Below are 12897 nucleotides of genomic sequence, written 5' to 3'. Positions count from 1 at the left end.
AGAGGAGTATGATCATGGCCGTGGACTGGGATCTGGTCCTGCGTCGGGCAGACCTCAGCGCAGTGGTCGAGGCCCGCCTCGCTATCGAGGGAGAGGCGGCGGCGTGGCCGCCGCGCGGCGCACACGTCGCCGAGACCGCGACCCTCACCCGCATGCATCTCCTCTCACCTCAGGAGGACCTCCCGTGACGGACGCCGTCCTGGAGTTGGAGGACGTCACCTTCCTGCGTGGCGACGACCTCATTATCCGCGGCCTCAGTTTCACGGTCCGCCGAGGCGAGCACTGGGCGCTCCTGGGCCCGAACGGCGCTGGCAAGAGCACGCTCCTCAATTTCTGCGGAGCGTGGGCCCATCCAACCTCCGGCGTCGTCCGGGTGCTCGGGCAGCGACTCGGGCGCGTGGAACTTCAGGCGCTGCGGCGCGACATCGGCCACGTCGATCCCCGCCACCCGCTCCGGTCGCCGCTTTCAGTGCTCGAGGTTGTCCTGACCGGCATCACCGGCACGATCGAGACGCCCCTGCGGTGGACACCCACCGCGGAACAGGTCGAGAAGGCCGACTCGCTCATCGCCTCGGTCGGCCTGGCTCACCGCCGCTCAGCGGCATGGCCCGTCCTATCTCAAGGAGAACGAGGGCGCGTCCTCATCGCCCGAGCCCTGGCCGGTGACCCACAACTGCTCCTGCTCGACGAGCCGACCACGGGTCTCGACGTCGCCGCCCGCGAGCAACTGCTGGAGACGATCGCGTACGTGGTCAGCACAACTCCCGACCTTGCCTCGGTCATCGTCACCCATCATCTGGAGGAGCTGCCTGCGACGACCACGCACGCGCTGCTCATCTGCGAGGGTCTCGCCGTTGCCAGCGGTCGAGCCGAGGCCGCCATCACCTCCGATGCGATCTCACGTGCCTTCAAGCACCCCATCGACGTCCAGCGCACCGAGGGGCGATGGCAGGCGAGAGCACGCGCGTCAGGTGTTCGTCGGGGCCACGTACTCGAACAGGTTCTGCCATCCCGATAGCCGGGACCCACGGCGGGTCCGCGTCGTGGACCCTGCCCGATGTGCCACCAGGCCGGCCGACGCTCGTGGGCACGGCACCTGGGCAACGCCGGGGAAAGACGATCTAGTCGCGGCTGACAGAACATGATCTTATACGCACCAGCGATCCGTAACACTGCCCAAACCGTGGATTAACCCTTGGCGGCTTAGGTGGGGGAGCGCTCCCACAGGCGGGTCGTGATCGAGGAGAACAGCTCCGCAATGGAGCCATCGAAAGGAGCCTCGTGGCTACAAGCACGAGCGGAAACAGGCTGCGAAGACTAGCGATACCGACGTTGGTCTTCGCCCTGGTCACCGGCACAACCGGTGTCGCGGGGTCGGCGTCGGCGGCCCCCGTCGGGCCGTCGGGCAACGGCAGCGGTACGGCCGGTTACTTCACCGGCGAGAACGACAAGAGGGTCACGCTGACCGACGGGGCCGACCGTCGACCCGGTGGCAAGGACTCGGCCGGCCAGCGGGCCACGATGGACGAGACCGGTTCGGGTCAGTACATCGTCGAACTGGCCGAGGCCCCCCTGACCTCGTACGCCGGCGGTGTTTCCGGGCTGGCGCGAACCCGTCCGGAGTCGGGCAACCGGCTGGACGTGACGTCGGCGCCGTCGCGGGCTTACCGCGGACACCTCGACGCGCAGCGGGCAGCCGTTGCCGCCGCCGCCGGGGTGAAGGTCAACGCGGCGTACGCGACCGCGTTCAACGGGTTCTCGGCGAAGCTGACCGCCCAGCAGGTGACCACCCTGCGGGCGGACAAGCGCGTCCGCGCGGTCACCGCCGCACGGGCCCTCGGCACTCCGACGCCGCCGCCGGCCGCGCCGCCGGCCGCCGGTGCCCCGGCCGCCACCACTCCGGCCCCGCCGGCCCAGGCCCCGGCGGGAGGTCCCGCCGGTAAGCCGGTCAAGCCGGTCAAGTCTGGCCCCGGCACGGGCGCGGGCACGGTGATCGGCGTTCTGGACACCGGCATCTGGCCGGAGAGCGCGTCGTTCGCCAAGAAGATGCCCGCCCCCGCGACCTGGCACGGCACCTGCCAGACCGGTGTGGCCTTCGTGGCCGAGCACTGCAACGGCAAGATCGTCGGCGCCAGGTACTTCGCCGACACGTGGCTGGCGGGCGGAGGCTCGGTGCCCGAGGGCGAGGTGCTCTCTCCCCGCGACATGGCCGGGCACGGCACGCACACCGCTTCCACCGCGGCCGGTCTGCCGGTCTCGGACGTCACGATCGACGGTCGGCGCTTCGATCCCGTCTCCGGGGTCGCGCCGGACGCTCAGATCGCCGTCTACAAGGTGCTCTGGGGCGGCATGGGCTTCGACGCCGACATCATCGCCGGAATCGACGCCGCCGTCGCCGACGGCGTGCAGGTCCTGAACTTCTCGATCGGCAGCGATCTCGGCGACTGGGAAGCCAACACCCCCATCGGCGTCGCCTTCCTCAACGCCACGCTGGCGGGAGTCTTCGTGGCGGCGTCGGCCGGCAACACCGGCATCGTGAGCGGGGCGATCAGCAACGCGGCGCCCTGGGTGACCACGGTTGGCGCGGCGGTGACGAACCTCGACGAGGCGACCGTCAAGCTGGGCGACGGCACGAACCTCATCGGCGGCTCACTGGACGCGCTGCCCGGCGGCGACTCGCGGCCGATGGTCTTCGGCGAACAGGCCGGATCGCCGGATCTGGGCGCGGTGTACTGCGAACCGGGCAGCCTCGACCCTGCCAAGATCAAGGGCAAGGTGGTCGCCTGCGCGCTGTCCAACACGTTCAACTCCGCCGCCGAGATCAAGGCCAAGGGCGGGGCGGCGATGCTGGTGTTCGACCCCGTCGGCAACTACCGGATCAACTCGATCTACAACTTCCCGGTCGTCTACCTGCCGACCGAGAAGCAGGCCGGCACGCTGTTCAACTACCTGATGCGCCACCCCACCGACGCGAAGGTGTCTCTGCGCACCGGCGGTGACGGCTCCAGCGTCCCCGGCGTACCCAGCGTCGCGGACTTCTCCTCCACCGGACCGGACAAGGTGACCCTCGGCGTCTTCAAGCCGGACCTGGTCGCGCCGGGGGCGGACATCATCGCCGCGGTCTCACCAGCGGGCAACTTCGGGCGGCAGTACGACGCGTACTCGGGCACCTCGATGGCCTCGCCGTACGTGGCCGGCGCGGCGGCGGTGCTGCGGGCCACGCACCCGAACTGGTCACCGGGCAGTGTCGCCTCGGCGCTGCGGACCACCGCCACCGACACGGTCGGCACCAGCAGCCCTCTGGAGCAGGGCAGCGGATTCATCAACCTGGCCGGTGCCAAGGACCCGGGCCTGGTCATCGAGCCCACGGCGGCGGAGCTGCTCGCCTTCAGTGAGACGGCAGCGCCGGACGGCAAGGAACTCAACCTGCCGGCCATCTCGTTGCGGGAGTACGACGGGACCCGCCCGGTGACAATCACCCGCACCCTGACCAACGTGGGCAAGGCGCGGGAGACCTACCGCTCGTCGGTGTCCGGCCTGGCCGGCATGAAGGTCACCGTGTCGCCGGAATCGGTGACGCTGGAGCCGGGTCGGTCCGCGAAGGTGACGATCACCCTGCGCCGGGGCAGCGCGCCCTGGGACCGGTACGTGACCGGGTCGATCGGCTGGCGCGGCAAGGCCCACAGCGCCCGGATCCCGGTCGCCGCCCGTCCGTGGGGGATCACGCCCCGACCGTACGCTGACGACGGCGAGGAGTTCGGCCGGATGGCCAACGGTGCGTCCGGCTCGATCCAGCCCGGCTTCACCGGACCACTTGCCGGCCGCAGCACCGGTTACACGCCGGTGCAGCGCGAGTCGTACTCGATGCCGGCCGGCGTCTATGGCGGCGTGTTCGACCCGAACGCCACCGGAGTGAAGAAGGTCGACTTCACGGTGCCGGCGAACACCGCCGGCATCATTGTCGAAACCAACACCGACGACCCGAACACGAACCTCGACCTCTACCTGTACAAGGGCGACAAGCTGATCTACAGCAGTGACAGGTACTGGACCAGCGCGGAGCAGGCGTACAAGTTCCTGCCCGAGCCGGGGCGCTACACCGCGTACGTGTTCGCACAGTTCCCCGGTGGCCCGGTCGTCGACTTCCAGCTGAGCCACGCCATCATCGGCCAAAACGCCAAGTATTCGGGCGCCACGCTGACGCTCCCATCCACGGCGGAGCGCGGTGCGACGCACGGATTCACGTTGAAGCCGAACAAGCCGCTGCCCGAGGGTGACTTCTGGGCCTACACCGAGCTGAGCACCAACGGCACGGTCATTCCCGGCAATCTCGTCTACACGCAACAGAGCGCCTGGCAGTAACCAGTGTTGGCGGTGGGGCGGTGCCGATGGGCACCGCCCCACCGTCATGTCACCGGTCAGGTGACCGTGATGGTCAGGTTGGCCGAGCGGGTCTCCCCGCTGGTGTAGGTGATGGTCACCCGGGCGGTGAAGGTCCCCTTGCGGCTGTAGGTGTGCGCCGTCGACCGCAGCGTCGCACCGTGCGTGCTGGCGCTGTTGTCACCGAAGTCCCACACGTAGTCGGTGATGCTCTGCCCGGACGGCGCTGTTGCGGTGGCGGTCAGGGTGGTGGTCCGCGGCGCGGTGCCGCTGCCCGGGTTGGCCGCGAGCGACAGCGTCCCGCCGGGCTCCTGCTTGACGCCGGCCCCGTTGAACCGCAGCCAGTCCAGCGAGAGCAGGTCCGGGGTGCCGCCGACCTGCGCGGCGTTGACGAATCTGGCGTACAGGATGGTGGTGCCGGCGGGTTTGTTGGTCAACGTGACGGTGGGGGAGACCAGGTTGTCCCATCCGCCGGTCGAGCCGATGGTGGCCTTACCGATCAGGGTGCCGGTGGGTGAGCCGGTACGTAGCTCGATGTCGCCGCCGAGCCCGCCGTTGGTCACCCCGAGCGTCACCGAGCCGACGTTGCGCAGGTCCACCGGCCCGTACGCCGCCCAGTCGTTGTGGTCGACGTCGCCGAGCCGCTTGCCGGCGCGGGCGGTGGGCCGGTCGTTCACGACGAGGCCGGACTGGGCGCTGAAGTGCTCGGCCTCCTTGCTCTTGGGCTGTAGCTGCGCCCGGGTCGAGCCGGTCAACGCCGGTACGCCGCCGGCCGCGCCGCCGTCGGTGTACTGCGCGGTGACCACCGTGTAGAGGTTCTGCCCCGGCCCGTGCCCGTCGCCGGCGTCCGCTTCGGTGGCCAGCAGCCCCGAGCAGCCGGTGTACACGTCCAGCGGGTGGGCGTGTGAGTCGTGGCCGAGTTGCGTCTGCACGGTCACCTTGGCGCAGTCGATGGTGGCGTCCTCCGGGTCGGTGACCGTCACGGTGTACGGGATCTTGTCGCCGAAGTCGAAGAACCCGCCGTCGGGCACGGTGATGGTCACCGTGGGCCTGGTGTTGCCGACCACCACGTCGGTGACGGCACTGACGGTCAGCCCATTGCCGCTGTTGCGCACAGTCAGCCGGGCGGTGTGCTTCCCGGCGGCCGAGTAGGTGTGGCTCGGATTGGCCGCGGTGGAGTCGGTGGTGCCGTCGTTGGTGAAGTCCCAGGCGTAGCCGAGCGGCGACCCGTCACCGGCGGTCGACCCCGCCGAGGAGAAGGCCACGGTGAGCGGCGTGCGCCCGCTGTCCGGAGTGGCGGCGATCTTCGCGGTCGGTGGCCGCCCGTTGGCCACGTAGTCGATCCGGTAGATGCCGGCGCCGGCGTTGCTGCCGCCGCGCCCGCTGCCGGTGCCCTCGCCAAAGTCGATGACGTAGAGCGAGCCGTCCGGGCCGAACTCCGCCTCGAACGGCTGGATCCAGCTGATGTTGTCGAAGATCCCGTTGATCGACTGGAGGTCGCCCACGGCGGTCGGGCCGAAGCGCGCGTTGGTGAAGGTCTGGGCCGTCCGGTGGACGGAGAGCGTCTTGAACCACTTGCGGGTCAGCTCGTAGGTGATCCACTTGCCGTCGAAGTACTCCGGGAACTTCGTGGTGCGGGTGTTGGTCGGGTCGTAGTCGTAGACCGGCCCGCTCATCGGCCCGCCGCCGCCGGTGCCCACCTCGGGGAACTGGCTGGAGGCGGAGTACGCGTACCAGACCAGAGCTGACCTGGCCCCCGGGAGTGTGCTGAGGCCGGTGTTGTTGGGGGAGTTGTTCACCGGTGCGGAGCAGTTGAACTTCGGCCCGGAGGTGCTGGTGGTGAAGTTGTAGTCGTTGAAGGGGATGTTGTTGCCCACGCAGTACGGCCAGCCGTAGTTGCCCGCGCTGGTGATCCGGTTGAACTCGACCGTCCCCTCCGGACCCCGGTTGGGGTCGGCGGCGCGGGCGTCCGGGCCGTAGTCGGCCACCAGCACCGCGTTGGTCTGCGGCTCGATGGTGATCCGGAACGGGTTGCGCATCCCCATCGCGTAGATCTCGGGCCGGGTCCGCGCGGTGCCGGCCGCGAAGAGGTTGCCGCTGGGCACGGTGTAGGTGCCGTCGGACTGCGGGGTGATCCGCAGGATCTTGCCGCGCAGGTCGTTGGTGTTGCCGGCGGTGCCCTGGGCGTCCCAGGCGGCCCGGCCGCTGCGCTCGTCGATCGGGGTGTAGCCGCTGGAGGCGAACGGGTCGGTGTTGTCGCCGATCGCGGCGTAGAGGCGGCCGGCCGCGTCCATGGCCAGCGAGCCGCCCATGTGCGAGTTGGCCCGGCCCTCACCGCGGTAGGTGGGGATGGTCAGCAGGCGCTTCTCCGAGGCGAGGGCCACGCTGTTGTTGGCGACCGTGAACCGGGACAGGTTGAGCTGTTTGAGGGTCTTGTCCGACCAGAGCAGGTAGACCCAGCCGTTGCTGGCGAAGTTGCGGTCCAGTGTCATCCCCAGCAGCCCGTCGGACTGGTCGGTCATCGCCGAGGTGTACGCGAAGTCCAGCAGCGTGGTGACCTGAAGGGTGTCGGAGTTGACCACCTTCAACGCGCCGGTGCGCTGGATGTAGTAGACCTTCCGGTCCGGGCCCACGGCCAGCTCGAACGGGTCGGCCAAGTTCTCGGTGACCAGCCCCACCCGTTCGAAGTTGCCGGTCTCGGTGGCGGAGCAGTCACCGGCGACCGCGCCGGCGGCCCACTCGATGCCGTAGCGCAGGTGCTCCAGGAAAGTCGGTGTGCTGAACTGGGAGCTGGCGTGCCCACCTGCGGTGAACCAGGACCGGCCGCCGTCGTAGCGCTGACACCAGGAGTACGCGTGGTCGACGCCCTCGTCCAGCCCGTTTATGCCGTCCCGCACCTTGATCTGCGCCAGAGTGTGCACGTTGCCGGTCGGGTTGGTCCGCCAGTTGTACCACTCCTCACTCTGCTCCCAGAGCTCCGGCAGGTTGCGCGTCGAGGGGTGCGCCCGGTCGAGCACCTTGACCCGGCCGGGGAAGGTGCCGCCGGTGGCGGAGAAGTCGGGGTGGTAGTCGAAGATCGTGCCGACCAGGCCCTCGTACCACGGCCAGTCGCGTTCGCTGGCCGAGGCGGCGTGCAGGCCGGCCCAGCCGCCGCCGTTGCGCACGAACGTCTGCAACGCCGCCCGCTGGCTGGCGTTGAGCAGGTCCCCGGAGGCGGGGGTGGAGTTGGTGTTGTTGAAGACCAGCGCGTCGAAGGTGGCGAGGTTGGCATCGGTGAACGCTGCCGCGTCGGTGGTGGCGACGACCTCGAAGTTGTGGGTGGCGCCGAGCTGCTGGATGGCGGCGACGCCGGCCGGAATGGAGTCGTGGTAGAAGTTTGTGATCTTGGAGAAGACCAGCACCCGGAAGCGAGGGGCGGCCTCGGCGGGCAGTGCGGTGGTGGTGCTCACCACGGTGGCGACGGCGAGCAGGGCGAGGCAGAACGCGCGGAGGTATCGGGGCATGGGGGCGCTCCCTGTCGGACGGTGAGGGTCGGAAAGCGCTTTCTCGCTGCCCGCATCACGGTACTGACATACAGTGATGACGGTCAATAGTCATGCCGCGCCAGCGCCGTGTGTGCGCCGGGTGACTGACCGGGCTGGCGCGGGGCCACCACGTCGGCGTTCTTCCCCTACGATCGGTGGCGGTCGACCTGGGGAGGTCACATGACGACGCCATCACCTTCGGACCGGATCGACACCAGCGTCGTGCACCCGGCCCGCCGCTACAACTACTGGTTGGGCGGCAAGGACAACTTCGCCGTCGACCGGGAGTCCGGCGACCAGATCGCCGCCGTCTATCCGGGGGTGCGCACCCTTGCTCGGGAAAACCGGGCCTTCCTCGGCCGGGCGGTCCGGTTCCTCGCCGAGGAGGCCGGCATCCGGCAGTTCCTCGACATCGGCACCGGCATCCCGAGCGCCGACAACACCCACGAGGTCGCCCAGTCCGTCGCCGCCGACTCCCGCGTGGTCTACGTCGACAACGACCCGATGGTGCTGGTCCACGCCCGGGCGTTGCTGACCAGCAACCCGGCGGGCGTCACCGCCTACCTGGACGCCGACCTGCGCGACCCGGAGCGGATCCTGGCCGATCCACAGCTGCACGCCACACTGGACCTGTCCCGGCCGGTGGCCCTGGTGCTGGTCGCCGTGACGCACTTCCTCACCGACGACGACCGCCCGCACGAGCACGTCGCCCGGCTGCTCGACGCGCTGCCGTCGGGCAGTTGGCTGGCGCTGACCCACTTCACCACCGACTACATCCCCACCGAGATCGTCGAGCGGATGTACGCCGAATTCGCCTCCGGCCGAATGAAGCAGGACGCCGTGCCCCGCGACCGCGCCGAGTTCGCCCGGTTCTTCACCGGCCTGGAGCTGGCCGAGCCGGGCATCGTTCCGGTCGCCGAGTGGCGGCCGCAGGTGCCACCGGAGCAGCGGCCGTCCCTGGCCGACGCCTCCATTTACGGCGCGGTGGCCCGCAAGCCCTGACCAGTGGAGGCCAGGGCCTGCGCGTTGCCGGCTTGGCGTTCGAGGGCATCGTCGGTGTGGGAGCGGCGTGACCGGGAGCCTGGACATCCACCAGCCGCACCGACGCGAGTCGGAGATGCGGTGGCTGGCTGAGCTTCAGGGCGTGACGTCCACCAGTACCTTGCCGACCGCGCCGGTCTCCACGGCTCGGTGCGCGTCCGCGGTGCGGTGCAGCGGGAAGCGGTGCATTGGCAGGCCGTGTTCCTCGCCGACCGGCAGGGCGCGGTCACGGATCGCGGCGGCGACGTCCTCGACGGCTGCGGCGCGCGCCTGCGGGCCGGCCGTGAAGAGCACCAGGAACTGCAGGCGCGTGTTCAGCACCAGGTTCTGCCCCACGTTCAGCTCGACCGCATGTCCGCCCTCGTTGGCGTACGTCGCGATCGTGCCGCGCGTACGCAGCACGGCCAGGTCCAGAGCCAGGTTCGCGCCCAGCGCCACCTCGGCGACGATGTCGACGCCGTCAGGGGCGATCGCACGGATGGCGGCGGCTGGGTCGCCCTCGCGGTAGTTGATGGTGTGGTGGGCTCCGGCCGCGGTGGCCAGCTTGGCCTTCTCCGGGCCGCTGACCGTGCTGATCACGGTGGCGCCGGCCCAGCGGGCGAGCTGGATCACCGCGTGCCCGACCGCGCCGACCCCGCCGGCCGCGAGCACCACCGTGCCGTCAAGTGCGCCGGGATGCAGGCGGCGTGGCCCGTCCTCGGCGACGGTGAGTGCGCGGTGGGCGGTGAGCGCGGGGACGCCGAGCGAGGCGCCGACGTCGAAACCGGCCTCGTCTGGCAGCGGCACGGCCTGCTCGGCGGGTACGACGGTGAACTCGGCGGCGGTGCCGGTGGGCCGCCCGGCGGCGGCCATGAACAGCCACACACGCTGGCCGACCCGGCCCGGGTCGACCCCGTCACCGACGGCGTCGACCACGCCGGCGCCGTCGAGATGTGGGGTGATCTCGGGGAACAGCTTGCGGTGGGCTCTTCCGGAGCGGGCCTGCCAGTCGGTCGGGTTGACCCCGGACACGGCGACCCGGACGCGGACTTCACCGGGTTTGGGCGTGGGCCGGTCACGCTCGACGAGTTGGAGGACGTCGGGGCCGCCGGTGTCGCGGTAGACGATCGCTTTCATGATCCATCCAATGTTCGATCTGCATCGTACGGTTCGAGCTGCGTCGAACAGTACGACGAGAGTCGAACTTTCTGCAAGATCTGGCTAGGCTTCGTCTCGTGACCGAGGTGACCGAACCTGCCATCGAGACCGTGACGATCGACGTCGTGCTCAGCGTGCTTGCCGACCCGGTGCGGCTCACGCTCGTGCGCGCCTTCGACGCCGCGGGGGACTGGACGTGCGGCAGTGACGTCCTCAAGGAGACCGGCGTCACCATCGGCAAGTCGACGCTGTCGCACCACATCAAGGTGCTGCGCGAAGCCGGCCTGATCCGCACGCGCGTCGACGGCATCCGTCGACTGGTCACGCTCCGCTACGACGATGTGGAACAGCGCTTTCCCGGGCTGCTGGGCCTGCTGCGCGGAAACGATTAGGCCGAGGCCGCCGCGGAGGCGTCCCCCTCCACCGCATCGCGGTGGCGTGGTGCCATCGCCCAGGACGGGCGCCAGGTCGCCGCGGGCGGCGGTGCCAGGCTCGCGAAGTGGTCGATGATCGCCCGGAGCCCTGGGTGTGGATTCGCTCGGGGAAGGATGAGCGAGAGCGGGTACGCGAGCGTCGGATTCACGATCGGAATGCGGCGTAGATCGTGGTTCGTCGGCCAGATGTACCGGTCACGCGAGCCCACGAGGGTTGCCACGTCGGTGGAGTCCGCGAGGATGTCGAGGAGTACCTCGTTGCCGAAGTTCGGGCCCGCCGCGTCGATGCGGAGGTCGAAGTCGGCGGCGAGCTGGTCGTAGAAATCCGCCCATTCGCTACGCGGCGCGATACCCGGCACCCAGATTCGGTGCCGGCGCAGTTGGGCTGGTGTCAGTGTTCGTGCGGCGGCGAGCGGGTGCCTCGGGCCGACGAGCAGCTCCGTCGGCGAGTCGAACGCGTGGATCATCTGCACGTCGCGCGGCAGGGTGGCCGGGTCGGTGACCGAGCGGAACGAGGCGTCGATATCGCCGGCCTGGACGGCGGCGACGACCGCGCGCGGGTCGTTGACCCTGAGGGTCACCACGTCCAGGTCGGTTTCCGGGTGCGACCGCCAGTAGTCGTGCAGCACGACGGCCTGCGCGGATCGCAGGCCGAGAACGTCGATCCGAAGGGCCCGTGAGCCTGGTCTGATCGCGGCGACGGCGCGATCGACACCCGCGACGATGGTCCGGGCGTGCGGGAGGAAGGCCTGACCGTCGAGCGTCAGCTCGACCCCTCGGGCGGTGCGGGTGAACAACCGGACGTCGAGTTCGCGTTCGAGAGTGGCGATCCGCTTCGACACGGCCTGCTGCGTCACACCGAGCTCGTCGGCGGCATGTTGCAGCTGCCCGAGCTCGGCCGCGCGGACGAACGATCGCACCGCCTCGGTATCCACCGAAGCATTATGCAGGTGCACAACCGATGGTTGTGGCTCGCCCGGACGGTGTTGTTTGCGCCCGCGGCGACACGTGCAGTGGGATGCGGAGACCCGAACATCGGTTGTCGCGAGGGAGTCGCATGCGCGTGCGGTTGGGGCCCGACTTCGGTTGGCTGTGGTCGGCGTACGCCGTCAGCACGTACGGCACGTGGATCGCGTTCGGCGCGTTCCCGCTGATCGCGGTCCAGGTGCTGCACGCGTCGGCAGTCGCCGTGTCGCTCCTGGAAGCGGCCGGGCTCGCCGTCGCCGCGACAGTCGCCTTCACGCTCGGACCGTGGGTGGAGCACCGGGCCAAGCGCCCGGTGATGATCGCGATGGACCTGATCCGGTTCGCCGCGATGGCAAGCATCCCGATCGCGTACGTCCTCGGCCTGCTGTCCTACGGCCAACTGCTGGTTGTCTCGGTCATCTCCGGAACCGCGAGCATCGCCTTCGCCGCCGCCTCCGGCGCGTACCTGAAGTTTCTCGTCCGTGGTGAGCATCTCCTCGTGGCGAACGGCAGATTCGAGGGCACGAACTGGGTGGCGACCGCGGCGGGTCCGCCCCTCGGTGGTGCCCTCATCGGGTTGCTCGGCCCGGTCGTCACGATCATGGCCGACGCCTTCAGCTACCTGCTGTCCGCGCTCGGGGTCCTCCGCGTCCGAGGGGGCGACGTCGCGGCACCTCGTGACCGGGTCACCAGGTTGCGCGGGGCAGAGGTTCTCGACGGCTGGCGATTCATCCTGCGCGACCCCGTACTGAAGGGCCTGTTCCTCAACTCGGTCCTGGTCGGCGGCCTCATCATGGCCACCGCCCCGCTCCTGGCCGTCCTCCTGCTGGGCCAGTACCACTTCCCAGCCTGGCAGTACGGTCTCGCGTTCGGCATCCCCGCCCTCGGCGGATTCGTGGGCGCCCGCCTGTCCGCGCGGCTCGTGGCCCGCTACGGCCGACACCGGATCATGACCCTCTTCGGTTGGCTGCGGTCGTTCTTCCCGCTCGGTCTCGCGTTCGTCCAACCCGGCATCCCCGGACTCGTCACCGTGATCGTCGTCGAGGGCCTGCTGATCACCTGCATGGGCGTCTTCAACCCGATCTACGCGACCGAACGCCTGCAACGGACCCCCGTGGACCACACCGCCCGGATCCTCAGCACCTGGAGTGCCGCCGGCAAACTCCTCCAGGCTGCCCTGATGGTGGTCTGGGGCATCCTCGCCACACTCACCAGCCCGCTCGCCGCGATCACCACCTCCGGCGTACTCCTGCTCGCCACCCCACTCCTGCTGCCCGGATCGACGCATTTTCGCGCGCCTGAGCCGGTCGCGGCGGCCGCGGACGTCCCGGTCGCATGATTTCCTCCACGCCCCGCGGCACCGCCGGCACCGCGTGGGCGGTTCCGACGACGCCGACCCGGGCAGCACGCTCACG

The 12897-nt window shown here is 69.8% G+C and carries 9 protein-coding genes; 6 read left to right on the top strand and 3 right to left on the bottom strand.

Annotation, left to right across the window (positions count from 1 at the left end):
- The first annotated feature begins 14 nt into the window (after nt 1-14).
- The 3 genes from JOD64_RS00535 to JOD64_RS33355 all read left to right on the top strand — a co-directional run bounded on the left by JOD64_RS00535 (nt 15) and on the right by JOD64_RS33355 (nt 4362).
- Nucleotides 15-188: a hypothetical protein gene (locus JOD64_RS00535; RefSeq protein WP_204940340.1), complete on the top strand. Its 174-nt coding sequence runs from the start codon at nt 15-17 to the stop codon at nt 186-188.
- The gene (locus tag JOD64_RS00530) at nt 185-1018 is read left to right on the top strand and encodes an ABC transporter ATP-binding protein (RefSeq protein ID WP_204940339.1); all 834 of its coding nucleotides are present in this window, start codon (nt 185-187) and stop codon (nt 1016-1018) included. Before JOD64_RS00535 ends, JOD64_RS00530 begins: the two co-directional genes overlap by 4 nt.
- 263 nt (nt 1019-1281) lie before the next feature.
- The gene (locus JOD64_RS33355; protein WP_307813136.1) at nt 1282-4362 is read left to right on the top strand and encodes a S8 family serine peptidase; all 3081 of its coding nucleotides are present in this window, start codon (nt 1282-1284) and stop codon (nt 4360-4362) included.
- Between the two features lie 56 nt (nt 4363-4418).
- Here the strand turns inward: JOD64_RS33355 and JOD64_RS00520 are convergent, their stop codons facing one another.
- Nucleotides 4419-7883, bottom strand: coding sequence for a ThuA domain-containing protein (locus JOD64_RS00520; protein WP_204940338.1), 3465 nt, complete (start codon nt 7881-7883; stop codon nt 4419-4421).
- Between the two features lie 201 nt (nt 7884-8084).
- Between JOD64_RS00520 and JOD64_RS00515 the strand changes: the two genes are divergently transcribed.
- Nucleotides 8085-8906 carry an SAM-dependent methyltransferase gene (locus tag JOD64_RS00515; RefSeq protein WP_204940337.1) on the top strand — a complete coding sequence of 274 codons (822 nt, stop codon included), beginning with the start codon at nt 8085-8087 and terminating at the stop codon, nt 8904-8906.
- 135 nt (nt 8907-9041) lie between these two features.
- On the opposite strand, the gene JOD64_RS00510 is transcribed toward JOD64_RS00515, so the two are convergent.
- Nucleotides 9042-10061, bottom strand: coding sequence for an NADPH:quinone reductase (locus JOD64_RS00510; RefSeq protein WP_204940336.1), 1020 nt, complete (start codon nt 10059-10061; stop codon nt 9042-9044).
- A gap of 98 nt (nt 10062-10159) precedes the next feature.
- Between JOD64_RS00510 and JOD64_RS00505 the strand changes: the two genes are divergently transcribed.
- Nucleotides 10160-10474 (top strand): ArsR/SmtB family transcription factor, encoded by a 315-nt coding sequence (locus tag JOD64_RS00505; protein WP_307813135.1) that lies wholly within the window; start codon nt 10160-10162, stop codon nt 10472-10474.
- Here the strand turns inward: JOD64_RS00505 and JOD64_RS00500 are convergent.
- Nucleotides 10471-11451 carry a LysR family transcriptional regulator gene (locus tag JOD64_RS00500; protein ID WP_307813133.1) on the bottom strand — a complete coding sequence of 327 codons (981 nt, stop codon included), beginning with the start codon at nt 11449-11451 and terminating at the stop codon, nt 10471-10473. The genes JOD64_RS00505 and JOD64_RS00500 overlap by 4 nt on opposite strands.
- A gap of 122 nt (nt 11452-11573) precedes the next feature.
- Between JOD64_RS00500 and JOD64_RS00495 the strand changes: the two genes are divergently transcribed.
- Nucleotides 11574-12821 (top strand): MFS transporter, encoded by a 1248-nt coding sequence (locus tag JOD64_RS00495; protein WP_204940335.1) that lies wholly within the window; start codon nt 11574-11576, stop codon nt 12819-12821.
- The last annotated feature ends 76 nt before the right edge of the window (nt 12822-12897 follow it).

Source organism: Micromonospora luteifusca (assembly GCF_016907275.1).
Taxonomy (GTDB): domain Bacteria; phylum Actinomycetota; class Actinomycetes; order Mycobacteriales; family Micromonosporaceae; genus Micromonospora; species Micromonospora luteifusca.
Note: the sequence above shows the minus strand (reverse complement) of the source record. Positions and strands in the feature narration are given on the sequence as shown.